The sequence below is a fragment of the Nocardiopsis sp. CA-288880 genome (assembly GCF_050955985.1).
Lineage (GTDB): Bacteria > Actinomycetota > Actinomycetes > Streptosporangiales > Streptosporangiaceae > Nocardiopsis > Nocardiopsis tropica.
The window spans coordinates 4,315,748-4,339,874 of record NZ_CP192105.1; the positions used below are offsets into that span (position 1 = coordinate 4,315,748).

The window sequence follows — 24,127 nt, forward strand, 5'->3', positions numbered from 1 at the left end:
TTCTTCGGTGTGATCGATGAAAGCCATGAATCGTCGCCACCTCTCCCCGGCGGGCCTCGTCTCGTCCCTGGCGCGGACCGACCGCACCGAGGGTCAACTGGAGAGCCGTCGCAGCCTCACGACGGCGATGGGCAGCAGGACCAGGACCATCCCCACGGACCAGGCTGCCGAGAGCCAGGGGGAGGAGCCCGCGTCCTGACCGTTGAACCAGGCGCGCAGGGTGTCGGTGATGAGGGTGACCGGGCTGTGCGCGGCGTAGGCCTGCAACCATCCCGGCATGGATTCGACCGGCACGTAGATCGAGCTGATGAAGGCGAAGGGGAAGAGCCACGCGAGCATGCCCGACTGGGCGGCCTCGACGCTGCGCAGCAGCAGGCCCGCCACGGCGCCCAGCCAGGAGAAGGAGAAGCCGAACAGCAGCAGGAGGGCGAAGCCGCCGAGGATCTGGCCGAGGTCGCCCTGGAAGCGGAAGCCGATGACCAGACCGCACACCACCATGACGGCCAGCGCGATCAGGTTGCGCAGGACCTCCGAGGTGACCCTGCCGATCAGGATCGAGGCACGGCTCATGGGCAGGGACCGGAAGCGGTCCATGACCCCGCGCTGCATGTCCTCGGCAACGCCCACCGTCACGATCGCCACGGCGGTGAAGACGATCATCTGGACGAAGATCCCGGGGACGAAGAACTGGGTGTAGTCCCCGCCCGGAACCTGGATCGCCCCGCCGAAGACGAACACGAACAACAGGATGAACATGACGGGCTGCACGACCGCGTACATGACGAGAACGTCGGGCGAGCGCAGAATGCGCCGCAGGTTGCGTTGGGCCATCAGCCAGATGTCCGTGAACCACCATGCGATCCCGTCACGTGCGGCGGGGGCGGTCTGCGTTTCCGGCCGCTCGGCCTGAATGACGTTCATCGGGTCTCCTCCGGTTTCGCGGTCAGGTCGGCCTCGCCCACCAGGGCGAGGAAGGCGTCGTCGAGGGTGGGGCGGCGGATGTGCATGTCCAACACGCCCACTCCCGCCTCGCCCAGGCCGTGCATCAACTGGGGCAGGAGGTTGGCCGCCTCCGGGACCGCGATCGTGAGCAGGCCGGTCTCCTCGTCGATCTCGGGAATCTGACCGGTCTTCTCCCGGGCCACCTCGCCGGCGGTGGCCTTCTGGGAGAGGTTGTCGAGGGAGATCTCGATGTAGTCGCCCCCGACGCGCCGCTTGAGCTCGTCCGGGGTGCCCTCCGCGATCACCGAACCGCGCTGGATCACCGTGACGGCGTCCGCGAGCCGGTCCGCCTCCTCCAGGTACTGGGTGGTCAGCAGTACCGTGGTGCCGTCCGCGGCCAGTTCCTCGATGAGGGCCCAGAGCTTGAGCCGGGCCGCGGGGTCCAGACCGGTGGTGGGCTCGTCCAGGACGAGCAGCCGGGGGCGGTTCATCAACCCGGCAGCCAGGTCCAGGCGGCGCCGCATGCCGCCGGAGTACGTCTTGGCCCGGCGCTCGGCCACGTCCGTGAGGCCGAACCGGTCCAGCAGCTCGTCGGTGCGCACGCGCGCGTCGCGCAGGGTGAGGCGCCCCAGCCGGCCGAGCATGACGAGGTTCTCCCGGCCGGTGAGGATCTCGTCCACAGCCGCGTACTGCCCCGTCAGGCCGATCAGGCGGCGCACCTCCTGGGGTGATCGCGTCACGTCGAATCCGTGGACCCGCGCGATGCCGGAGTCGGGGTGCGACAAGGTGGCGAAGATGCGCACAGCCGTGGTCTTGCCCGCGCCGTTGGGCCCCAGGAGCGCGGTGACGCCCCCCTCCCGCACCGTCAGGTCCAGGCCGTCGAGCGCGGTCACCTTCCCGAACCTCTTCGACAACCCCTCGGCGATGATCGCCGCGTCCATAAATGCTCCTCACCTGTGCCGATAGTCACGACAAGAAGCTCTTCGCTCGGATCAACCAGCTGGAAACGAGGATCGCGCGAAAAGGGGAACCACCCGGGAAAGGAAGCGAAGAGCCCGCCGAATCGCCCTCACACTACCCGCCGACAAGCCCACCTGAAAGCGCTGGCCGATGTCGGCCACATCGACACGGGAAGCTTTCGGAGCACCGTTGAAGAATGACTGCCCAAATCAGTAAAAACCTCACTTTCACCTGGTCATTCTCTCTCACCCGACGAGCGACGGGAAGCCCTGTGAATATGACTTGACAGGACCGCGCAGAAGCCGAGACCCGCTTCCCCTCAGGGGCGTCGACCGATCACGCAGGACCGGGAACAGACCCCAGCCGAGGGCGTCTTCGCATTTCATCGACCAGGTTTCACGCCGCGTGGAGCCGATGTGCGCAACCTCCCACCGGCGGGCGCCCCGTTTATGCTCCGAGGTTGCGCGCCGACACGGCAGGGGGACGCCCCACTGCACCGAACAGCACTCTCCAACAAGACCAATATTCACAAAGGAACACTGATCGACACACGGAGACACGAAACACCACACCCAATCCGATGGGCGCAGGTTCGCATCCTGTCGGGATCACCATAAAACCCCAGGAGAAATCAGGCGACGCCTCGCAGGCGGGCGCACGCGGCCCGCCAGCGAGGCGGTTCCTCACCGGAGCGGGGTGTCGCCCGTCCCCTGCTAGCCCTGGCCCGGAACCGCCCCCGCGTCCGGGTTGGCCGTCCCGGACGCGGGCGGCGGGTCAGGGCCGGGCGGCGACGGCCTCGACCTCGAACAGCACGTCGGGGGCGGCCAGGCCCGCGACGCCGATGAGGGTCTGCGCGGGCGGCTCCGTGCCCCAGCCCTCACGCACGGCCGCGGTGATCGGCCCGAGCTTGCTGACGTCGTGGTCCACCACGTACGTCCTGAGCTGGACGACGTGGCGGAGGCCGAGCCCGTGGGCGGCGAGCGCGACGCCGATGTTGTGGAACGTCTGCTTCACCTGGTCGGCGAAGTCGGCCGAGACGACCGCGCCGTCCGGGCCCGACCCGTACTGGCCCGCGACGAGCACCAGTTCCGTGCCCGCGGGAACGGTGGCGGTGTGGCTGTAGCCGAACGGCACCGGGTCGTGCAGGCCGTCCGGATTGACGATGGCGTGTGCCATGGGAATCCCCTCTCGATGGCGATGGGGAAAGCCTCGCAACAAATCACGACATCCTGTGTCATGTATTCCCGTAGGGTTTTCGCATGCGCGCCGACCGCCTGGTATCGCTCGTCCTGCTGCTGCGCCGACACGGTCGGCTGTCCGCGACCGCGCTGGCCCGCGAGCTGGAGGTGTCCACCCGCACCGTGCTGCGCGACATCGACGCGCTCTCCGCTGCCGGCGTCCCGGTCTACGCCGAACGCGGTCGGCACGGCGGCTTCGCGCTGCTGCCCGGTTTCCGGACCGAGCTCACCGGGCTGAGCCACGACGAGGCGCTCGCCCTGCTGATCGCCGGATCGCGGCGCGGCGCGCAGGCCTTCGGACTCGGCTCGGCGCTCGCCTCGGCCGTGCTCAAGGTGGTCGACGCGCTGCCCGAGAAGGATCGGACCACCGCGGCCGACGCGGCCCGGCGCCTGCTCGTCGACCCGGACACCGACCTCCTCGCGCGGCGCCTGGAGACCGAAGAGGTGCCCGACACCGTGGTGTCCGAGATCCGGCGCGCGGTGTTCGCCGGGCACAGGCTGCGCATCCACTACGCGGCTGCGGACCGGGAACCGGTGTGGCGGACGGTGGACCCGATCGGCCTGGTCACCGTACGCGACCAGGGCTACCTGCTGGCCACGAGGTCCGGAGCCGACCGCACCTACCGGCTCTCCCGGGTCCTGGCCGCCGAGGAGCTCGACGAACCGGCGCGGCGACCGGAGCGGGTCGACCTGGACCGGGCCTGGCAGGAGCGCAGCACGCGGTTCCGCACCGGCGGCGACCAGGTCGCCGTGCTGGTTCGGGTGGACCCGGCGCGGCGGGAGGAGCTGGTGGGCACCGCGCTGGCCGTCCTCTCCGAAGAAGCCGACGCGGACGGCCGGCTGCGGCTGGAGGTCGCCTTCCAGGATGCGCGGCACGCCGAATGGGCGCTGTGGCAGCTCTCGACGGACGCGGAGGTCCTGGCTCCGCAGTGGTTGCGCACCTCTCTGCGCGACCGCGCCGCCGCGATCGCCGCCTGCTACGGGGAGTCCCCCTGAGGGCCGTCACCCTCCCCACGCTGCCCGGCAGGTGTGCGGCGCGGAAGGACGCGGCTCCCGAGGAGCGCAGGAGGTGCCAGGGCTTCGGCCCCGGTGGTGTGTCGCGCGCCGGGGTGGCCTGCACCCGCTGAACACGAGAACAGCGTCCCGTCACCAGTTATGAGGGGACGCTGTTCTTCACGTGCGAGGGGGCGCTACAGGCCGCGCACCGCGTTCACCAAAGCTGCCCACTCGCCGCCGGTGAACTCCAGATACCCCGCGGCGCGGTTCTGGGTGTCGCGGACGTCAGCGCCGCCGGTGTGCTCCCGAGCTTCGACGCAGTTTCCTCCGTTAGCGCTGTAGCTGCTCTTGTGCCACTTGTCGTCGGTGGTAGGGGCCGTCGGGGCTCCGCCTCCGGGGATTACCGTCATATCGGCCTCCTCAGGCTTCTGACAGCACATGGGGGGAGGCTACCGGCCCGTGATGCGTCGTAGGCGCTCCGTCGACCGCACCGAGAGCACGGTCGGCCGGAACCGATAAGTGCATGAGGTCCCACCGTGCCTCTTGCCTCTCGGGGCAACCATCAGGTCGGCCTCATCAGGACTTCGGGCATCGTCTGAGGGGAGGCTCCAGGGGGCGGGTTCACGTCTACGGCTTCCGGTACAGCGGGGCTTTGCTCCTGGAGATGCGTTCTGCTCCGGGGTAGCCTGAACCCGCTGAACACGGAACCGGTCCCGTCCACTACTCCTGGGCGAGACCGGTTCGTGCTGCGTACCTACCGGCCTCGGACCGCCGCAAGCAGGGCGGTCCACTCGGAAGCCCCGGCCGACAGGTGGCCCGACTCCCGGTTCTGCGTGTCACGCACGAGGACGCTCTTCCCCTCAGCGACCTCGACACAGCTTCCGTTCGCCGTGCTGTAGCTGCTCTTGTGCCACTCGGGCTCACGCTGTGTACTCATCGAGTTCTTCCTTGACCTTCCTGATGAAGTCGGCGGACTGGCCCGGCGACCACGCCTCTGCCTGCACAGAGCTGAAAATCGACAGGCAGGCCTGCACTCTGCCGCTGTCATCCATCAGAATCTCACCTTGCTGATACTCCGCCGACGCCACCATGGGTTTGTCCGGAAACGAGTACACCCGGAAAGGACCGGAGGCCCCAGGGTGACACCCGGGGTTGGGCGGTACGACCTGTAGACGTACTACCCGTTTCTCCATCAATGACAGCACTTCACCGAGCTGATCAGAGAGAACCTTCCGACTCCCGATGACCCTCGTCACCGCGTTCGCCTCCAGCACCATGTAGATCAGCGGCGGGTCTGTCTCCAAGATCGCCTGTCGCCTCATCCGCGACTTGACCATCTCCTCCAGCTCGGCCTCACTGGCGCCGGGAGAGGTGTCCCGGTTCGCTGCGTGTGCATACGCCTCGGTCTGGATGAGACCAGGAACTACCTGGTTCTGGTACTCACGCAGCTCCGAGATCTTCCGTTCGAGCTGCTCTACCTCCTCGTACCATTCCGGAACCCCAGTTGCGTCATTTGCGGCTTTCCAAGCACGGTGAACTACACCCGAACTACCGAGTTCTCGGTCGATATCTCGTGCGCCCTGCTCACTGAGCCTGCGCGTCCCGCACTCCCACGCCGAGACGGTCGAGGGCACGACCGCCAGAGCCTTGGCCAGCTGGACTTGCGTGGACTTCGCCTTCTTACGCGTCTTCTGGATGACGAGGCCGAGGCGTATCAGGTCGGGCTTCGGGGGACGGTCCATGACTCTCCATGTACACCGGGGGATCTACCAGGTCGACTCATTCAAGGCGATGGGTCTTCCCAACTTCACCGAAACCACAAGATCGTGACAGGTCAGTGATGTCTCTAGCGCTCGGACCGGCCGGGTGTTCAAGGTAGAGCCACGGAGAAGCAGCGGATGCCGATGAAAACGGAGGCGTCCGGCTGAAAGTCCGTTGCAAGCCAAAAGCCCCGGCGACCGTCGCAACCGGCCTCCGAGGCTCAATACCCCACCCCGAACCACCGAGGTGAGACGAATGCAGCCTACCGGCATCACCACACCGAAACCAGACGTAAACCCCGAGCCCAAAGTGCCGTACCCGCACCGGATCGGGTTCTCCGAGCCCCATCGGCACGGCATTCTTCTGGGCCATGAGCGGGGCTGTACCGCCCTGGCCGCGTGGGTGCCCACGGTGGTTCCCCGCCGGGCGAGGAAACCGGTCGGTCTGGTGGCCGAGGCCCTGGTGTCGAACGCCCGCAAGCACTCCCGTTCCGGGGACCTTGGCGGGACCGTGCGGGTGGTCATCGACGTCAACCCGTTCCTGGTCGGCGTCGCGGTGACCGACAACGGCCCCCGGGGCGACACCGTCATCCCCTATCCGCGTCTGGGCGATCCCCGACAGGCCCCGCTTCCCGGTCTGCACCTGGTGGACCACCTGGCCGTGTACTGGGAGTGGGAGTGGGCGTGGAAGGGCGCCGGGGCGGGGCCGTTGACGGTGCGCGCGGTGGTCGAGAACCCGTGAGGTGGCATCCCGGGCAGGACCGCGAGTACCGGCAGGTGGCCGCATCGCTCACCTACCACCACCCGGGCTGGTGGGTGATGTGGTCCTACTCCCTGCGTATGTGGGTGGCGTTCTTCCTCGGCCCGGCCGCGGTGGCGCCGCTGCGCTGCGCCGACCCCGACCGGCTCTCCCGGCAGATGCGGCACGTGACCCGTACGGTCGCCTCCGGCCGCTCCCCTTGAGAACCCCCTCCGGGCGGCACCGCTGCGCCCGGGGGTTCCCCGCCCGGTGAAACACCACCACCGGGCCGCGGGGCCGCCGCCAAAAGGGGGGCCGGCGGCCCCGCCCCACCCGCTCGGGTCCGGTCGTACTTCCCCGGACCGGACCCGACCCCACCCACCATCAACCACCCACACCCGACGACCGACGACACACGCTGACGGAGAACACCGCGCCCACCGGACCCCGGCCCGACCTGGTCGAGAACGCCGACACCCTGCTCACCCCCGCAGAGGTCGCCCGCCTCTTCCGCGTCGACCCCAAAACCGTCGCCCGCTGGGAAAAAGACGGCCGCCTGGCCTCGGTCAAAACCCTGGGCGGACACCGCCGCTACCCCCAGACCCAGATCAACGCCCTGCTCACCACCCCCGGCCCCGGCCCCGGCGGCGGAGCCGTCCTGCTCGCCCTGGAGGAGGTCCGCGACCTGGCCACCGCCCACGGCGACCCCACCGCCGCCGCCCGCATCAACGACCTCATCACCACCCTGCGCACCCGGGAAGACAGGCACTGATGGGCGAGGACCACGCACCCGGCTGGCACATCGAGACGGCGACGGTGAACGACCGCCCCGCGGTGAGCTTCCGCCGCCCCTGGGAGGACACCCGCACCATCCTGCGCGCCACCGACCCGGACCGGGTCACCGCCGACCTGCTCGCTCTGGAGGAGATCGACCGCTCCCACCCCGGCTGGTACGTGGGCTTCCTCATCCGCACCACCCCGGTGTCACGTCTGGACGGGCTCTGGGCGCAGTACCCCGGCGTGACCGTGGTCCACGCCGAGACCCCGCCCGACCTGATCCGGCGCATCACCGACGCCCGCACCCGACACGGCCTGTGAAGGACGGACCCCGATGAGCACGAGGGCGAGCGACGGAACTCCCACCGTCCCCCGCTACCTGGACCGCGCCGAAGCCGTCGCACCCCGGATCATGGCCGGGCACAGACAGCGCGCCGCCGACGCCGCGGCGGGGATCGCCCGCCTCGAACTCCTCGCGGCCGAACAGCGCCACAGAGCCGCCGACCTGGAGTACGCCGCCGCACGGCGGCGACTGGCCGAGGCGCGCACGCGAGTCGACGACCTCGACACCGAAGCCCTGGCCACGGTGCTGCGCAGCTACCAGGCACTCATTGGTGTGCGCAGTGCGGCTGCTTCCGCGAGGACACCGTGAGCGCACGCTGTCGCCCCCGAACGCGCTCCAACTTTAGATACAGTTGTGTAGCTACGGTGATGTAGCTAAGGTGGTGCGCGAGCGGTCGTCGCCCCACGTCGGCCCACGGCATGAGGACACACCCATGACCCGACCCGCCATCCCCGTGCACGCGGACTGGAATGCCGTCCTGTGCACCTCGCGCACCACCTTGACCACCCACCTGTGGACGGCCCCGCCCCTGCGCCGCGGATCACCCATCCACGACAGGGCCTTCGCCGCCCTGCGCGAGCTCGACACCGACCACACACGCTTCCTCTCCTTCTGGACCCATCCCCACCTGGCCGTCCCCGCGCTGGAACCGCCCTCCGACCACGCGACCTCCTGGGACTTCACCCACCTGGACCCCCTCCTCGACGACTTCATGGAGGCCACCCGGGGCCGACCGGTGGTCGCCAATCTGGCCGCCATCCCCACCTGGATGTTCGACACCCCCGAACCCGTGGCGGTGGGCACCGATCCCGACGCCGCGCAATGGGACTACGAACAGGGCACACAGCCGCGCGACGCCACCCTGAACCAGATCGCGGACTACTTCGAGCGCATGGCCCGCTGGTACATCAGCGGCGGATTCACCGACGAGCTCGGCCGACGCCACACCTCCCCGCACCGCCACCGGTTCGCCTACTGGGAGGTCCTCTGCGAACCCGACGTGGGCCACCAGTGGGACCCGGCTGCCTACACCCGCCTCTACGACCAGGTGGTCCAGCGCCTGCGCCCCCTGGACCCCGACATGCGCTTCGTAGGGCTGTCTCTGAGCCCGATCACCGACGACCCCGACTACTTCTGGCACTTCCTCGACCCGGCCAACCACGCCCCCGGCATCCCGATCGACGCCATCTCGTACCACTTCTATGCCGCTCCGGCCCTGACCGACGCCGTGGACAGCCGACCCAACGCCCCCTTCTCCACCTGGCACACCACCTTCTTCGCCCAGGCCGACGGGTTCCTGCGCCAGGTCAGCCTCATCGAATCCATCAAGAAGCGCCTCAGCCCCCACACACGCACCCACATCAACGAGATCGGCAGCTTCGCCCCCGACGTCATGGCCGCCGAGCCCGACATCCCCGACCAGTACTGGGCCCTGGCCGGGGCGCTCGTCGCCTACCTGTGGTCCCGCCTGACCGCGCTGGGCATCGACCTCGTGGGGGTGGCCGAGTTCCTGGGCTACCCCACCGTCATCCCCGGCACCAGCCTCCTGGACTGGGAGACCGGCGAACCCAACGCCCGCTACCGCGTCCTGGCGCTGCTCCTGGAGCACTTCGGCCCCGGCGACCTGCTCGTGCCCACACGCGCCGGCAGCGAACTGTCCCCCGAACCCCCCGTGCACGCCCAGGGGTTCGTCACCTCCGACGGTCGGCGCCGCCTCCTGCTGGTCAACACGGGGCCCGACCCCGTCCAGGTCACCCTCACCGGGGAGGGCCGCTTCCACGAGACCGCCCACGTGGACACCGCCACCTCCCACCGCCCGGCCCTCCGGGCCCCGGCATCCGGCGACCTCCTGGAACTGGGCCCCTTCTCCACCACCGTGGCGACCCTGGCCTGAGAACACCGTCGCCGGCCGGCGCCGCCACCACGGGAAGCCCGGCCCGCCGGTCACTCCCGGCACCGGCCCTACACTGGGCCGGTGCCCTGACAGGGAGGACAACGCCCATGACCGCCCGTGGCCGCCGCGGCCCCGAACAACTGCTGGCCGACATCCGCGCCGCAGCCGTCGAGGAACTCTGCCTGGTGGGCGTCGGCCGCCTGAGCATGGCGGGCATCGCGCAGCGCTCGAGCACCGCCCGCACCTCCCTGTACCGGCGCTGGTCCGCCCCCATCGACATCGTGCTCGACGCCCTCGAGCACGACTTCCCGCAGGAGACGGTCTCCCCCGGCACCGACGACCTTCGCGGCGACCTCGTCCGGGCCCTGGTCAGCCTGGCCGAGTGGACCACCACCCCCACGGCCCGGGCCGCGGCCGCGATCCTGACCGAACGCGACCGCCACCCCGAACTGGCCGAGGCCCTGTACACCCGCGTGTTCGACCCCAAGGGCGGTCGCTTCACCCGCACCGTCCTGACCCACTACGCGGAGCACGGACACATAGACCCGTCCCTGGTCAACGACGTGGTCGTCGACATAGGAGAGGCCCTGGTCCTCAAACACCTCTCCGACACAGGGCGCGTCCCCACACGCGCCCACCTCGAACGCATCGTGGACCACGCCATCCTTCCCGCTGTGGGGCGGCCTCCTCGAGGAGCCTGTCCGGAGGACGGCTCCCGACACCCGGTGAGCTGACCCCTCACGGGACCCGCCGGGCGCCGACGGACGGCGCAGCCCCGGACAGAGCTTGATCGCTCGTGGGCCGCCGAGGTCCGGGCATGCTCTCAGGGGGTAGCGCCGGTCCCCTCCTCCGTCCCCTTCTCCCGGTAGACCAGGAGCTGGTACCCGGGCACGCTGGCGACGTCGAAGGCGTGGAAGTCGATGCTCAGCAGACCCCGGGCGTGGTGGCGCAACACCTTCGTCTCGTGGGTCTTGGGCCGCACGTCGTGGCGCGCCCACAGGCCGGGGAACTCCGGGCTCTCGGCCTCCAGCCGGTCGAGCAGTTCCCGGAGCCGCGCGGGGGCGACGGCGAAGTCGGCGCTGGCACGCAGGTTGGCCACCGTCGCCTCTGCGGAGGCCTCCCAGTCGACGAAGAACCGGCGGCCCTCGGGGTCCAGCAGGACCATCTCCAACAGGTTCGCGGTCTCCTCGAAACCGGAGAACAGCTCCTGCGCCCGGGCGTTCAGCGCCAGGACGTCGAGCACCGGGTCCAGCACGATGGCCCCGGAGTCGATCCAGGAGTCCATCAGGCTCAGCAGCTCGGTCGGCACCGGCTGGACTGTGGCCTCTTCGTCGAGCCTGCGCGCCGTACCGGCCAGTGCGTAGAGGTGCCGTTCCTCGGCCCCGGTCAACCGCAGCGCCTCGGAGAGGCCGGACAGGACCACCTCCGAGGGGCGGGTCTCCTTGCCCTGTTCCAGGCGGCGGTAGTAGTCGACGCTCACCTCGGCGAGAGCGGCGACCTCGTCGCGGCGCAGGCCGGGGACGCGGCGCTCGCCCGCCGCGGGCATTCCGACGGCCTCGGGCGCCACCTTGGCCCGGCGTGTCATGAGGAATTCACCCAACTCGCTGCGTGGCATGCCCCGAGCCTACCGACGGGCACGGGGCTCCCCCGGACCGCTGGGGGGCCGTATCGCTACCCCCCGATCCGGCGGAACCGGTCGCATGCTGGTCGACATGAACACAGCACAGAACACCCAGCCCTCCGCCCAGCTCGTCTCCGGAACCCCGCTCGCCGGACGTGTCGCCGTCGTGACCGGCGCCTCCAGCGGCATCGGCGAGGCGACCGCCCTGCGCTTCGCGGAACTCGGCGCGAAGGTGGCGCTGGTGGCCCGCCGTGGCGACCGGCTCGACCAGGTCGAGGACCGCATCCGCGCCGGCGGCGGAACCGCCCTGGCCCTGCCGACCGACGTCACCGACCGCGCCGCCGTCCTCGCGACGGCCGACCGCGTCGCCGAGGAGCTCGGCCGGGTCGACCTCGTCTTCGCCAACGCCGGCGTGCAGCTCATCTCCGGCATCACCGACCTGGCCACAGCGGACTGGGATGCCCAGATCAACCTCAACATCAAGGGCGTCATGAACACCGTCCAGGCCTTCGTGCCGTCCCTGGAGTCGGCCGCGGCCGACGGCCGCAGCGCCGACCTCGTCATGACCTCGTCGATCGCCGCCGTCCGGATCCTGGAGGGCTTCCAGGTCTACTCCGCGACCAAGGCCTACGTCACCCAGCTCTCCAAACTGCTCCGCACCGAGCTGGGCCGCAAGAAGATCCGCGTGGCGACGATCGAGCCGGGCATGGTCGACACCGAACTGCCCGACCACGTCACCGACCCGGCGGCGAGCAAGCTCATGGCCGACCTGATCGCCCAGATCGACGTCCTGTCGTCCGCGGACGTCGCGGAGACGGTCGCCTTCATGAGCGCGGTCCCCAAGCACGTCAACCTGACCGAGATCACCATCCTCCCGACCGAGCAGATCATCTGACGCCGTGGTGGGAAGGGTTCGCCGGACCGGGGGCATCCCGCGGTGACCGGAAGACGGTCTCCGCGGCACAGGCCTCTCCCGCTGCGCGCTCGGAGGCGCTCGCCCCACCGTTGGGCGAGCACCTCCGGGTCGTCGGCGTCGCGCTGCCGCAGGCAGGCGTGCAGGCCCCGGTCTGCACCGTGTGGTCGGGGTGGAGCACAGCTCGATTTTGGTCCTGCCGCCTCACGGGCACGAACCCTCGCCGCCCTGTGGCCGAAGCTCCGTCCTTCTCCGTCAGGTGTCAGCATGGACGGATGACCGCGCTGCTCTGGGACGATGTGAAGGACCTGTTCGACCCCCACCTCATGGGTTCGCTGCCGGACCTGCGGGTTCCCGACGCCTCGGTGCGGGACTGGCAGAGCTTCCTGGAGCTGGTGGTCGAGCGCGGATGGCGGCACCGGTACACCGAGGGCGATGCCGTGGTGCTCCTGAGACCGGCGCACACCGCATTGTCGCGCCCCGGGTTCTCGGAGTTGCGGGTGTGGCCGAGTGGCGGTGTACTCGCGATCTTTCGCTTCTACGCTCCGGACGAGATCGACTTCGACGTGGACCTGCGTGAACTCCAGGGGCAGGAGCGGTTGGACGTCCTGTGCCACTTCCTCACGGCCATCGGACGCCGCCTGGGCAAACCCGTTCTCATGGAACCGGAAGGCTCCCGTGGCCACCCCGTTCTGGGGTACGACGTCCGTGCCGACCGGGTCGTCCGCCTGGCCGAACCGCCGTGACGCCACGACACCCCGGGCTCGGAGTGGGCTGTCTTGTACAGGATGTGCCACGCCCGCGTCGGCCCGGGGGTCCTGACCGCGCTGGCCGACGCCCGGCCGGAGTGATGGCTGAATCTACTCAGGGGCTCTGTCGCTCCTGTGAGAGATAGCAAGATGTGTAGTCCTCATAGCCCCTGGGAGGGGAGTAGCCCCCTGCTGCTGGGATACATGCCAAAAGGAGGCCAGGCCTGCACGCCTACCCACCGCCGCGAACACACGACCGAGAAATGAGGGATATGACCGAGACCGTCAGGCAGAGTGCCCGTGCCCTCCTGTTCGACAGTGAGCGGCGACTGATACTCATCAAGCGCACCAAACCGGGACAGGAACCCTACTGGGTCGCTGTGGGAGGCGGACTCGAGTCGGAAGACACCGACGTCGAGGCCGCACTGCGCCGGGAGGTCCTCGAGGAACTCGGCGGAGAAATCGACCAGGTCCGCCAGGTCCTCCTCATCACCGACGACCTGCACGCAGGTGTGGGCCTCCAGCACGTCTTCGTCGCACGGTTGACCTCCATGGACCTGGCCCGCCGTACCGGGGCCGAGTTCACCGCCCCCGGCCGCGGCGCCTACGAGGTGGTCAGCGTTCCCGCCACACGCTCCGCCCTCTCGGAGATCCGTCTCCTGCCACCCCCGCTTGCCGAGTTCACCCGAGCGAACGTCCACGGCCTCCTTGCGCTCTTGGACCAGGCCGACAAGGTGCCTGAGAGGGCTGAGGGCCCGTGACCGGGTTCGTCAGCCTCAACGGGCCGGACAACAGCGGCAAGTCGACGCAGGTGCGCATGCTGGCCGACAGCTGGGAAGGGTTCTGTGACCTGGTGTCTTGTGCCTGGTGTATTGGAGGCTCGGAACCAATGCTTCGTCTTCTGTTGACCCGTCCTGTTGCCGGTAGAAGTCGTCCTCGCACTCCGCCGACGGGACCAGCCCGATCTCGCCGTGCAGGCGGCGGTGGTTGAACCGGTCCACGCTCTCGGCCACTGCGCAACGCTCGGTTGCGCGGGGACTGTCGTGATCTCAGTGTGACCCTTTGGCGGGGGATGTGCTCGCCCCCGAAGCTGTCCTCCTTGCGCTGAAAGCTACTCGCGGATCAGCTGCCCCGTTGCCCGGTCCTGGGAGGAACCAGGTTGGTGGCTTCCGTCTCGGCCGCACGACGCTGCCACACCTCGGCTTCCTCCTCTTCCCCCCGCTCCTTCAGCAAGAGCTCGAGTTTGACCATGGCGCGGGCGTGGCCGGCCTCGGCGCCGCGGCGGTACCAGGTCTCGGCCTCCTCCTCGCCCCGATCCTCCAGCAGAAGCCCGAGGTTGACCATGGCGAAAGTGTCGCCGGCCTCGGCGCCGCGCCGCCACAAGGTCTCGGCCTCCTCGTCTTCACCCCGCCCTGAAAGCAGGAACCCGAGGCCCACCATGGCGTTGGTGTCACCGGCCTCGGCGCCGCGGCGGTACCAGGTCTCGGCTTCCTCCTCCTCGCCCCAGTCCTCCAGCAGAAGCCCGAGGTTGACCATGGCGCGGGTGTCGCCAGCCGCGGTGGCGCGCAAGTACCAGGTCTCGGCTTCCTCGTCTTCACCCCGCCCCTTGAACAGGAGCCCGAGGTTGACCATGGCGCGGGTTTCACCGGCCTCGGCGGCGCGCCGCCACAAGGTCTCGGCCTCTTCGTCCTCACCCCGCCCCCAAAGCAGGAACCCGAGGTTGACCATGGCAAAAGTGTTGTCGGCCTCAGCAGCGCGAGTCCAGGCAGTTTCGGCGATGGCCGTCAGCCCGACCCGGGAGGCGGCGAGACCGATGGAGAAGAGACCGGCCTCGTCGGTGGTGTGGGTCAGGGCGGTGTCCCACAGCGGGTCGGGGACGGGGGTGGCGGTGTCGAGGAGGTAGTCGAAGGGCCGCCACCGGGTGTTGTCGGTGGTGGTGGTGGGGATCAGCAGACCGCTGGCACCGAACCGCACCGCGCCGGCCCATTCCAGGGCCCGGGCGAAGGACTCCGGGCGCGAGGACGCGGGCAGAGGGTAGTGGGCGTGGGCCGCTTCGAGAAGGCGCGCGTCGGCGGACCCCACCCCGATGCGGGCCAGGTCCACCGACGCGGCCACCAGGCGGTGTCCGCGCGGGTGCCCGCCCTCGCTGCCCAGGCTGTCCCTGGCGTGCTGCCACAGGGCCACCAGCTCAGGAGCCGCGGCCAGGTACTCGGCCACCCCGTGCTCGGCCGCCCCGTCGGTGAGACCGCGCAATTGGCGCGCCACCGCATCGGCCAGCACCATATCTCCTCGCTCGGCGGCGATGCGGGTGCCGTTGGCCAACTCGTCCGGGGTCCACACCCGTTCCACGCGCACCGCTTCGACGCCGCGCACCAGGTCCTGTCCGGTCTGAATCCGCGCCAGTTCCTCGGCACCTCCTTGGCCGGTCGGGGTGGTGCTGCGGTAGGTGTCGTAGGGACCTTGGCGCAGGGTCGCCACCACCACGACCCGTTCCTGGGTCAGGGTGTGGATCAGGGCGGCGGTGAGGTTGCGGCCGGTGTTGAGATGGCGGTCCATGTCGTCCAACCACACCACCACCCCCGCGCAGCCGACGGCCTCGGCCCGGACCCGCTCGGGCAGGTGCGCCAGGTCGGCGCCCGCGTTCGGAACGAGCAGGCGGTGGTCAGGCAACTGGGTTGCCACCGCCTGCCAGGCCGCCCGGGTCTTGCCCGCAGCGGACCCGCCCACCACCAACACCAGACCCCCGTCACGGCCCGCCGCGGCCACCCGCGAGCGCAGATCCTTGTCGATGTCGCGGTCCGCGTACGCGGTCACAACGCCTGGGCCCTCCGGGCCGTTCACGGACCGGGAGCGGTGCACCCCCACCTGGTAGAGGTCGACCTCCGTCACCGGTGCCGACCACGCCGACACGGTGCTCGTCGCCTCTCGCTCGCCCTGGTAGATCGTGACCGGAGACAAGAAGGCCCCTCCCTGCACCGCGACCCCCGTCACGTCGCCCGCGACGCTGCTGTCGACCTGCGCACCAGGAGGCACGGGGGCGGGTGCCGGGGTAGATTCCTCACGGCGCAGCGCCCACACCCACACCGGGGCACCGGCAAGGAGAAACCCCGCCACCGCGGCAACCCACGAGGTGGCCTCCCACCCCTGGCGGCTGAACACGCCGCCGCCCCACCACAACCCCGCCCCGACCACCGTGCCCAACAGCACCGTGACGGTGACCGCGCAGGCGACTTTCCTCGACCGGCTCATAACCCGCAATCCTGTCGCAAATCCCTGCGCCGCAGGGACTCCGTGACTCCGTGTCCCTGTTCTGCCGGGTTCACGGTCTTGCCCGCAACGCTGGGGCGAACACGCTACCCGCTACAAGGGCTGGGCAGAGGCCTCGCACAGGGGCCGTCAGCGTGCGGGTCGGATGAAGGGGGTCGTCGTGCTCTACTGTCCACCGATGACCACGCCCCCGTGACCGTGTCAGACCGGTACTGCCGCTCCACCTGGAACGTTTCCTCGCACCGGGTTTTTGAAGTCCATCTCGCCCCGGTCCGTGGTGTTCCTGGGAGCCGACACCCAGGGGACAGCACCGCCGGCGAGTCGAGCACGCCATGGCTGTCTGAAGATCGCCTCCCACACCACCGCTGCCAGCCGACCACTTCCCGGCCTTCGCCGACATCGCCCGCACACTGATCTACTACCGCAAACTCACCACATGAGATGAGCCCTGAGTACGGCAGGCAGACATGCTCCACGGGGTCGGCCAACGCCCGGTGCCGTCCCGCGAGGACATCGTGGATGGTGCTCCCGAAATAACGCCGAACGGCGGAACCAACGGCGTTCCTATGGCTGCCCGGACCTTTCCACTTGTACGGCCCGAGCGGAAACGGAGCCCGCCCACGGCGACTCCGGAGAAACGCCGGGATCTTTCCAGGACACCACTGTGCACTCCGCATCCCCGGCGGAATGAGGACAGGAAGGTTCTCGCCCAGGGCAGAGCGCACCGTGGCCAAGCTTCCTCTCGTGTGTTTTCCCTTTGCGCAGAACGGACCGTTGCCCGTCGCTTCACCACTGACGGAAAACCAGGTCGGACGCCCGGGGAACGGCGGAGGAACGGATCGTCGTGGAACCCGACGCCGGAGATCGACCCTGGACGGCCGCGACCCCCGTTGGTACCCTCCACAGCACCTATTCAACAAGTTGCATAAGAGGAGAATCGTGCGCGCCTTCCGCGAGGCCGTCGAGGCGGACGACCACGACGCGATCCACGCCCTGCTCGCCGAGGACGTGGTGTTCACCAGCCCGGTCGCCTTCAAGCCCTACACCGGCCGAGCCGTGACCGCCGCGATCATCAGGGGCGTCAGCAGGGTCTTCACCGACTTCCGCTACGTTCGCGAGATCACCGGATCCGACCACCGCGACCACGCACTGGTCTTCGAGGCCAGGGTCGGCGAGCGGCGGATCCACGGCTGCGACTTCCTCCACACGGACGAGGACGGCAGGATCGACGACTTCGTCGTCATGGTCCGCCCGCTGTCCGCGGCCACCGCCCTCGCCGAGGCCATGGGCGCCGAGTTCGACCAGATCGCCCGAGAGGCGCGGGAAGAAGAGGAGCAGAAGGCCGGCGCGCAGGGCTGACACCACCACGCACACCGGCGCCGCTCGCCGGCGGAACCCTTCGAGGACAACCGAAACCCCCGGCCGCGGAATGTCCTGTGGACGCTTTCGCTTGTGTCGGCGTCTCCACGAGCGGTCGCCCGACGGTCGCGGGCGCGGAACGTGCCGAAGCCACCGCCGACCGGAAGGTGGAGGGCTGGCCGCATACGGTCAAACCCCCTTCCGGCGCCCGCGCCACGGCACGGGTTCTGCGATCGTGGGATCGTCCTTTCTCCCCCGCTCTTCGAGGAGCCCATGTGGAAATCCGCCTGACCGACGCCGTCCGCACCCTGCGCGAGGACCTGACCGAGGCGGTCGAGGAGGCCGAGGCCCAGAGCCCCGACATCGCCTTCAAGGTCGGCCCCATCCAGATGGACTTCGAGGTCCAGTTCCGCGTCGACGGCAAGGCCAAGGGCAAGCTCTCCGCGTGGATCGCCTCCGGCGAGGTCGAGGCCGGGGCGAGCCGGACCCGCACCCACCGGGTGTCCTTCACCCTGACCCCCCACCCCAGGAAGACCCCCGGCGGCGACGTGTCCATCAGCAGCACCCGCCGCGACCCCGGCGAGCACACCCCTCCCCCGGCCTTCAGCCGCTAAGACCCCAGATCCCCCCGTGTGCGGGGTCCGTAGAAGCGACCGGAGAACCTGTTGGACACCGCCCAACGCATCACCCGCATCACCACCCCCACCAGCACCGGGTCGGGCTACCTCATCGGCCCGCGCCTGGTCCTGACCAGCGCCCACACGGTCCCTGATCCCGGCGGCCAGGTGGAGGTGCACACCGCCACCGACCACCGGTCCCGCACCGGACGCGTCCTCTGGCGCGGCACCCCGCACAGCCACGACGACGCCGCCCTCGTGGAGGTCACCGACCCCGACTGGACCGATCGCCCGGTCACCACCAGGTGGGGAAGGCTGGTCACCACCACCCCCGGCACCCCCTGCCAGGTGTGGGGCTTCCCCGACCTGGTGCAGCGCACCGGCCGGGCCGCGGAGACCGCCCAGCTGACCGGCACGGTCGCCCCTGGCAGCCACTACGTCAACCACCGGCACGTGATGGACCTGAGCGCCCACCCGCCGCGCTGGCTCCCCCACGAGATCCGGGAGCAGGAACGATCCGGGCAGCGGCGCTCGCTGTGGGCGGGCCTGTCCGGGGCCGCGATGCGCTGCGCCGACGGCGAGCTGGTGGTGGGCGTGGTGGCCGCCGACCTCGAACACCGCGACCACGCCGCCCTGGAGGTCGTGCCCGCCTACGTGCTGCACCACGACCCCGCCTTCCGGGCGGTCCTGGCCCAGCACGGTGTCCCCCTGGTGCTGGAGCCGGTCGAGTTCGCCCACCTGGCCCACACCCCGCGCGCCCACCACCGCCCCTCCCCCGCCGCGCTGCTGGAGGCCCACCGGCAGGTGGTGGACTTCCACGGCCGCGAGGAGACCATGCGGACCCTGCTGGAGTGGTGCCAGGGCGAGGAACCGCTCACGGCGGCGGTGGTGCACGGGCCCGGCGGGCAGGGCAAGACCCGCCTGGCCCACGAACTCACCGCGCGCCTGGCCGAGCCCGACCCCCGGGGGAGGCGGTGGGCCACCGTGTGGCTCAGGCAGGACGCCACCGTCGAGGAACTGGGCCCGGTCAAGGAGGCCACGGCCCCGCTGCTGGTGGTGGTGGACTACGCCGAGACCCGCACCGCGCAGCTCGTCCGCCTGCTCCAGCTGTGCGACCGGCCCCCAGGGCACGCCCCCGTCCGACTGCTGTTGCTGGTGCGCACCCTGGGCGAGTGGTGGGACCAGGTCAACACCGCCACCGGCCACCTGCTGGCCGACCTCGCCCTGCAGCTCCCGCTACCGCCGCTGGCACCCCACACGGGTGACCGTGCCCGGGAGTACCGCACCGCCCTGGGCCACCTCGCCCACGCCCTGCCCACGGCCCGCACACCGCGCCCGGCCGGCTGGGCCCGGGTCGCGGCCCGCCTGACCGATCCGGACCTGTCGGGCCCCGAGTGGGAGACCGTGCTGAGCGTGCACATGCGCGCCCTGGCCGACCTGCTGGACGCCACCCAGGACCCTACGGCCGTCACCGCCGATACCGCGGTGGAGGGGCGGGTGCTGGCCCACGAGTACCGGTACTGGGACCACAGCGCCGCCGCCTACGGCCTGGGCGACGCCGACCTGGCGCAACCGCTGCGCGACGTGCTGGCCCTGGTCTTCACCCTCTCCCCCGCCGGCGTCGCGGAGGCGGACGAACTCCTGGAAAACGCGTCGGTGCTCCGGGGCCAGACCACCGCCCGCAGGCACCAGATCCGCCTGTGGGCCGGCGGCCTGTACCCCCCGGACGGGGAGCGGATGTGGGGGCACCTGCAACCGGACCGGCTGCTGGAGTACTTCCTCGGCCAGCGCCTGCAGCGCGACCCCGCCCTGTTCGACCCCCATCTGGACACCATCGCCACCGCGGACGCCGAACGCCTGGTGACCCTGTACGCCCGCGCGGCCGCGCACCCCGCCCTGTCCGCCGTGAAAGGGCACCTGAGCGCACTGTGCACCCGCCACATCCACACGCTGGGCCCGGCGGTCATCGACGTGGCCACCCAGGTGGAACACCCCGGCCCGCTCGTCCAGGCCCTGGAAGATGTCACAGACGATCCCCACACCTCTCACGCGGTTCTCGGACGGCTCAGCGACGCCCTGCCCCTGTCCAGCCATCGGCTGGCGGTCTGGGCCGAGCGATTGACGGCGTGCCTGGTCAGGGTGCGTCGGGGGCTGGCAGCGCAAGACCCCGACGCCTACTTGTCCAACCTCGCCGGATCCTTGAACAATCAAGCCCTCCGTCTGCGCGCTTTGGGACGGTTCGAGGAAGCGTTCGAGGCAGGTACCGAAGCTGTGGAGCACTACCGGACCCTGGCCGAACAACGCCCCGACACCCACCTCCCCGACCTCGCCCTCGCCCTGAACACCCGAGCCCTCACCCTGCGTGACTTAGAGCGGGTCGAGGAAGCGTTCGAGGCAGGTACCGAAGCTGTGGAGCACTACCGGACCCTGGCCGAACAACGCCCCGACACCTACCTCCCCGACCTCGCCCTCGCCCTGAACACCCGAGTCCTCACCCTGCGTGCCTTGGGGCGGGTCGAGGAAGCGTTCGAGGCAAGCGCCGAAGCTGTGGAGCACTACCGGACCCTGGCCGAACAACGCCCCGGCGCTTACCTGACGAGCCTCGCCATGGCCCTGACCAACCAGGCGATCTACCTGAATGCTCTGGAGCGGTTCGAGGAAGCGTTCGAGGCAAATACCGAAGCTGTGGAGCACTACCGGACCCTGGCCGAACAACGCCCCGACACCCACCTCCCCGACCTCGCCCTCGCCCTGGGCAATCAGGCCGGCCATCTGAGTGCTCTGGACCGGGACGAAGAAGCTGTGGATGCCATCACCCAAGCTGTCGATATCACCCGTTCCTTGTCGGAGCAGAACCCCGACGTCCACCTGCCCAAACTCGCAGACTTTTTGGACCACCATGTCAAAGTCCTCACGAAACTGGGACGTGATTCAGAAGCTCTGGACGCCATGCCCGAAGCCGTCAGTGTCCGTCGCTCCCTGGCAGACCCGGAGCGGGGCGAAGAAGCGCTGGAAGCCATCACCCGAACCGTCCGCCAGTACGAGGCATTGACTGAACAGCAGCCGGAGGCCTACCTTCCCGACCTGGCGGCGTCCCTGCACGACCAAGCCGGCCAGCTGGGAGATCTGGTCCGGTCCGAGGAATCCCTGGAAGCGATCACCAAAGCCGTTGGCATCCGCCGCATCCTGGCTGAGCAGCGCCCGGAGGCCTACCTTCCCGACCTGGCGGCATCCTTGCACGACCAAGCCGGTCGGCTGCAAATTCTGATGCGTGCCGAGGAAGGTCTCGAAGTAATCAGCGAGGCTGTCAGTATCCGTCTCGAACTCGCGGATCAGAACCCCGATGACCACCTTTCCGACTTGTCAGAATCCCTGGGCAGCATAGGCCGAATCCTAGTCGCCCTGGGGCGTTATACGGAATCTTTCGAATTTTTCGAGGAATCCACCCGCATCAAATTGGAGTTGGGCAACCCGAAAAAAGCTGATGATGTGTCTTGAGTCGGCGGACAGCACACCCCTCATCACACGACCGTCTCGTACCGGGCGCGATGGAGGCTCGGGTCTGGGCTGGAATCGCCCTACCGACACCGAGATCGACCGGCGGGTCACCGATCTCGGAGAACCAGGACGCCCCTGCTCCTGGAATCCCTACTGACAGGCCGTAGCCGTGCCCCCGCCCACGCCCACGACGTACCGAGCCCCATGGAGAAGCGCCCTGAGCCTGTACCAAAGCGCCTGGGAAATTACCTCCGGCCACTCGAAGACCTCAGGAATTCCGGAACCGGCCGGAGGTAGACAACCAGCCTTCCCGGGAATGGTCTCCGTCCCGTGACCCGCACCGGCCGCGACCGAGGTCGGCCCTTTGGCGGTCAGCCCACCGAACGCAGGTCTCCGCCCCAGCTCCCGTACTCGACACTGCCGGTCGGGAAGACGATCTCCAGGCTGACACGGCCGGTTTCGGAGTCGAACCTCTCGTGCACCGCGACGACGGGCTCCCCCGCATGGCGGACGAACGGCGACCCGCGCGTCCACGGTGCGACCTCCACACTGCCGTGCCCACCCATGCCGTAACCGGAGTGGGGCGCGGCGTCGTCCACGACCAGGCACCAGTCGGAGCCGGTCGTCAGGTGGACGGCGTCGCCGAGGTCGTCGACGAGCCAGACCTCGACCGGGTCGTCGGTCGCGCCCCGGTCGGCGCGCGCGTGCCACGCGGCCATGACCTGACGCACGCGGCGCCCGACCAGACGTGCGGGGTCCACCCCCGCTCCGTGCAGCGGGCACTCGCGTCGCGTCATCGGCATCACCCGACGACCGTACCCGGCATCGCGCCCGGAGGCCCCGGGGATGAGGGGGCGGCTCCTAGGCCCCCCGGACGGTGAGGACGCCGATCTCCGGCGCTCCGGGAAGGCCCGGTTCGCTGACCAGGCGTCCGTCCATGCCCGCCTCCTCGGCGAGGCGGGCGACGCTGAGGTTCTCCCACATGTAGGTGTCGCTGGTGCTGCGCACCACCTCGCCGTCACGGAGGACCTTCCAGGTCGTCTCCCATCGCAAGAGGTCGCCCTCGACGGGTTCGGCCCGGGTCCACCACTCGTAGGTCTGCTCGCCGATGCGTTCGCGCAGCATGCGGAAGGGGGGAATGGTCCTGGCGGTGCCCGTTCCCATGAGTTCCACGACGATCGGGGCGCCGGGCGGGACGTGTTCGCCCAGCTTGCGCCAGAGCGCGACCCGCTCTTCTTTGGTCAGGTGCCCCAGCACGCCGAAGACGACCACCGCGCCGACGCGGTCGGGCAGCCGCAGGTGTTGGGCGGGCTCGGCGCTGATGGTCACGCGGCGGCGGAGGTCCTCCTTGCCGACGACGCGGCTGGTGAGCATCGCCCGCATGGGCGTGGACGGCTCCGCGGCGAGGATCGGGGAGTGCGGCAGGGCCGCGGCGATCACTTCCGTGATGCGGCCCGTGCCCGCCCCGATCTCGACGACGGGGCCGTGGGCGGGGTCGACGCCGGCCAGCGCCGTGCGCAGCGGTCCGGCGCTGGTGAGCACGTGGCGTGCGGCGACCATCTCGTAGAACTCGGCGGAGGCCGTGTAGTAGTCCGCGACCATGGTGATCTTCCTTGTCGTGAGGGTCTCAGGGTGTGCTGGGCCAGGTGGGGGCGGTCTCGGCGGGCTCGTGGCCCAGGGCCCGGGCGATGGTCGCCGCGACCGCGCGGCGCTGTTGCGCGAGGAAGAAGTGCCCGCCCGGGAACACCTCGGTCGTGACGTCGCCGGTCGTCGTGGTCTTCCAGGTCGCGGCGGCCTCCTCGGAGCACTCCGGGTCCTGTGCGCCGACGAACACGTGCACGGGCATCTCGAGCGGTTCCGCCCGCGTCGGCCGGTAGGTCTCGATCAGCCGGTAGTCGTTGCGCACGTAGCCCAGGACCGCGGTCCGCAGCTCCTCGTCGGCCAGGACCTCCGGCGGGGTGCCGCCCAGCCGGGTGAGGTCGGCCGCCAGGTGCTCGTCGTCGCGCAGGTGGACGTCGCCGGGCTCGACGTGGTGGGGTGCGGGCCGCCCCGAGGCGAAGAGCCGGACCGGCGGCGGCAGCGACCTGCGGCGCGCCTCCACGGCCGCCTCGTAGGCGACGGCGCTGCCCATGCTGTGCCCCAGGAGTGCGTAGGGGCGGTCCAGGAGGGGGCCGAGCGCGTCCACGACCGCGTCGACGACCTCGGGCATCGTGTCGACCATGGGGTCGCCGAAGCGGTCCTCGCGGCCGGGGTACTGCACGGTCAGCGCCTCGATGCCGGGGGGCAGCAGGTACTGCCACGGTCGCAGCGAGGACGCCGACCCTCCGGCGTGGGGCAGGCAGATGAGGCGCACGTCCGCCCGGGGGCGGTGCCGGGGCCGGCGCAGCCACGGGCTGAGGGGCGCTTGCCGCGGGTCCATGGGAATTCTTCTCCTCGCGTTCTTTCCTGTGAAAA

Annotated in this window: 24 protein-coding genes and 1 pseudogene; 14 read left to right on the forward strand and 11 right to left on the reverse strand. The window is 69.9% G+C overall.

Features of this window, described 5'->3' with window-relative positions:
- Positions 1-93: 93 nt before the first annotated feature.
- From ACQPYD_RS19055 to ACQPYD_RS19065, 3 genes are all read right to left on the reverse strand, one after another.
- Positions 94-921: an ABC transporter permease gene (locus tag ACQPYD_RS19055; protein ID WP_433696940.1), complete on the reverse strand. Its 828-nt coding sequence runs from the start codon at positions 919-921 to the stop codon at positions 94-96.
- The gene (locus ACQPYD_RS19060; RefSeq protein WP_433696941.1) at positions 918-1,883 is read right to left on the reverse strand and encodes an ATP-binding cassette domain-containing protein; all 966 of its coding nucleotides are present in this window, start codon (positions 1,881-1,883) and stop codon (positions 918-920) included. Before ACQPYD_RS19060 ends, ACQPYD_RS19055 begins: the two co-directional genes overlap by 4 nt.
- Before the next feature lie 793 nt (positions 1,884-2,676).
- Positions 2,677-3,078 (reverse strand): RidA family protein, encoded by a 402-nt coding sequence (locus tag ACQPYD_RS19065; protein WP_330160804.1) that lies wholly within the window; start codon positions 3,076-3,078, stop codon positions 2,677-2,679.
- 83 nt (positions 3,079-3,161) lie between these two features.
- Here ACQPYD_RS19065 and ACQPYD_RS19070 point away from each other — a divergent pair, with 83 nt between their 5' ends.
- Positions 3,162-4,136, forward strand: coding sequence for a helix-turn-helix transcriptional regulator (locus tag ACQPYD_RS19070; protein ID WP_433696942.1), 975 nt, complete (start codon positions 3,162-3,164; stop codon positions 4,134-4,136).
- Between the two features lie 194 nt (positions 4,137-4,330).
- Here the strand turns inward: ACQPYD_RS19070 and ACQPYD_RS19075 are convergent, their stop codons facing one another.
- The 3 genes from ACQPYD_RS19075 to ACQPYD_RS19085 form a co-directional block, all read right to left on the reverse strand.
- Positions 4,331-4,546: a DUF397 domain-containing protein gene (locus tag ACQPYD_RS19075; RefSeq protein WP_433696943.1), complete on the reverse strand. Its 216-nt coding sequence runs from the start codon at positions 4,544-4,546 to the stop codon at positions 4,331-4,333.
- Positions 4,547-4,890: 344 nt separating this feature from the next.
- A complete protein-coding gene (locus tag ACQPYD_RS19080; protein ID WP_402911696.1) occupies positions 4,891-5,073 on the reverse strand; it encodes a DUF397 domain-containing protein in 183 nt (60 codons plus the stop codon).
- Complete coding sequence (locus tag ACQPYD_RS19085; protein ID WP_433696944.1) at positions 5,057-5,878, reverse strand: helix-turn-helix domain-containing protein; 822 nt, start codon at positions 5,876-5,878, stop codon at positions 5,057-5,059. The genes ACQPYD_RS19080 and ACQPYD_RS19085 overlap by 17 nt, the downstream gene beginning before the upstream one ends.
- 466 nt (positions 5,879-6,344) lie before the next feature.
- On the opposite strand from ACQPYD_RS19085, the gene ACQPYD_RS19090 reads away from it, so the two are divergent.
- From ACQPYD_RS19090 to ACQPYD_RS19120, 7 genes and pseudogenes are all read left to right on the forward strand, one after another.
- A complete protein-coding gene (locus ACQPYD_RS19090; protein ID WP_433696945.1) occupies positions 6,345-6,638 on the forward strand; it encodes a hypothetical protein in 294 nt (97 codons plus the stop codon).
- Positions 6,635-6,859, forward strand: a complete 225-nt coding sequence (locus ACQPYD_RS19095) for a hypothetical protein (RefSeq protein WP_433696946.1) — start codon at positions 6,635-6,637, stop codon at positions 6,857-6,859. The genes ACQPYD_RS19090 and ACQPYD_RS19095 overlap by 4 nt, the downstream gene beginning before the upstream one ends.
- Before the next feature lie 233 nt (positions 6,860-7,092).
- A pseudogene (locus ACQPYD_RS19100) lies at positions 7,093-7,257 on the forward strand (BldC family transcriptional regulator); the annotation flags it as partial.
- Between the two features lie 149 nt (positions 7,258-7,406).
- On the forward strand, positions 7,407-7,733 hold the full coding sequence (locus ACQPYD_RS19105; protein WP_433696947.1) for a hypothetical protein: 327 nt from the start codon (positions 7,407-7,409) through the stop codon (positions 7,731-7,733).
- A 13-nt stretch (positions 7,734-7,746) separates the two neighbouring features.
- Positions 7,747-8,064: a hypothetical protein gene (locus ACQPYD_RS19110; RefSeq protein WP_433696948.1), complete on the forward strand. Its 318-nt coding sequence runs from the start codon at positions 7,747-7,749 to the stop codon at positions 8,062-8,064.
- A gap of 124 nt (positions 8,065-8,188) precedes the next feature.
- Positions 8,189-9,649: a hypothetical protein gene (locus tag ACQPYD_RS19115; RefSeq protein ID WP_344180362.1), complete on the forward strand. Its 1,461-nt coding sequence runs from the start codon at positions 8,189-8,191 to the stop codon at positions 9,647-9,649.
- A 107-nt stretch (positions 9,650-9,756) separates the two neighbouring features.
- Positions 9,757-10,383: a TetR/AcrR family transcriptional regulator C-terminal ligand-binding domain-containing protein gene (locus tag ACQPYD_RS19120; RefSeq protein WP_433696949.1), complete on the forward strand. Its 627-nt coding sequence runs from the start codon at positions 9,757-9,759 to the stop codon at positions 10,381-10,383.
- Positions 10,384-10,472: 89 nt separating this feature from the next.
- Here the strand turns inward: ACQPYD_RS19120 and ACQPYD_RS19125 are convergent, their stop codons facing one another.
- Positions 10,473-11,264 carry a helix-turn-helix transcriptional regulator gene (locus tag ACQPYD_RS19125; protein WP_433696950.1) on the reverse strand — a complete coding sequence of 264 codons (792 nt, stop codon included), beginning with the start codon at positions 11,262-11,264 and terminating at the stop codon, positions 10,473-10,475.
- Between the two features lie 97 nt (positions 11,265-11,361).
- Between ACQPYD_RS19125 and ACQPYD_RS19130 the strand changes: the two genes are divergently transcribed.
- The 3 genes from ACQPYD_RS19130 (at position 11,362) to ACQPYD_RS19140 (ending at position 13,693) form a co-directional block, all read left to right on the forward strand.
- Positions 11,362-12,165 carry an SDR family oxidoreductase gene (locus tag ACQPYD_RS19130; RefSeq protein ID WP_433696951.1) on the forward strand — a complete coding sequence of 268 codons (804 nt, stop codon included), beginning with the start codon at positions 11,362-11,364 and terminating at the stop codon, positions 12,163-12,165.
- Positions 12,166-12,458: 293 nt separating this feature from the next.
- Positions 12,459-12,929, forward strand: a complete 471-nt coding sequence (locus tag ACQPYD_RS19135) for a hypothetical protein (protein ID WP_433696952.1) — start codon at positions 12,459-12,461, stop codon at positions 12,927-12,929.
- A 275-nt stretch (positions 12,930-13,204) separates the two neighbouring features.
- Positions 13,205-13,693 (forward strand): NUDIX domain-containing protein, encoded by a 489-nt coding sequence (locus tag ACQPYD_RS19140; RefSeq protein WP_433696953.1) that lies wholly within the window; start codon positions 13,205-13,207, stop codon positions 13,691-13,693.
- Positions 13,694-14,054: 361 nt separating this feature from the next.
- Here ACQPYD_RS19140 and ACQPYD_RS19145 read toward each other — a convergent pair whose 3' ends face one another.
- Positions 14,055-16,181 (reverse strand): tetratricopeptide repeat protein, encoded by a 2,127-nt coding sequence (locus ACQPYD_RS19145; RefSeq protein WP_433696954.1) that lies wholly within the window; start codon positions 16,179-16,181, stop codon positions 14,055-14,057.
- Between the two features lie 957 nt (positions 16,182-17,138).
- On the opposite strand from ACQPYD_RS19145, the gene ACQPYD_RS19150 reads away from it, so the two are divergent.
- From ACQPYD_RS19150 to ACQPYD_RS19160, 3 genes are all read left to right on the forward strand, one after another.
- Positions 17,139-17,558, forward strand: a complete 420-nt coding sequence (locus tag ACQPYD_RS19150; protein ID WP_433696955.1) for a nuclear transport factor 2 family protein — start codon at positions 17,139-17,141, stop codon at positions 17,556-17,558.
- Positions 17,559-17,833: 275 nt separating this feature from the next.
- Positions 17,834-18,172, forward strand: coding sequence for a trypco2 family protein (locus ACQPYD_RS19155; protein ID WP_433696956.1), 339 nt, complete (start codon positions 17,834-17,836; stop codon positions 18,170-18,172).
- 51 nt (positions 18,173-18,223) lie between these two features.
- Complete coding sequence (locus tag ACQPYD_RS19160) at positions 18,224-21,673, forward strand: hypothetical protein (protein ID WP_433696957.1); 3,450 nt, start codon at positions 18,224-18,226, stop codon at positions 21,671-21,673.
- 371 nt (positions 21,674-22,044) lie between these two features.
- Here the strand turns inward: ACQPYD_RS19160 and ACQPYD_RS19165 are convergent, their stop codons facing one another.
- The 3 genes from ACQPYD_RS19165 to ACQPYD_RS19175 all read right to left on the reverse strand — a co-directional run bounded on the left by ACQPYD_RS19165 (position 22,045) and on the right by ACQPYD_RS19175 (position 24,092).
- Complete coding sequence (locus ACQPYD_RS19165) at positions 22,045-22,470, reverse strand: hypothetical protein (RefSeq protein ID WP_433696958.1); 426 nt, start codon at positions 22,468-22,470, stop codon at positions 22,045-22,047.
- A gap of 64 nt (positions 22,471-22,534) precedes the next feature.
- Positions 22,535-23,275, reverse strand: a complete 741-nt coding sequence (locus ACQPYD_RS19170) for a class I SAM-dependent methyltransferase (protein WP_433696959.1) — start codon at positions 23,273-23,275, stop codon at positions 22,535-22,537.
- Positions 23,276-23,300: 25 nt separating this feature from the next.
- Positions 23,301-24,092 carry a thioesterase II family protein gene (locus ACQPYD_RS19175; protein ID WP_433696960.1) on the reverse strand — a complete coding sequence of 264 codons (792 nt, stop codon included), beginning with the start codon at positions 24,090-24,092 and terminating at the stop codon, positions 23,301-23,303.
- Between the last annotated feature and the right edge of the window lie 35 nt (positions 24,093-24,127).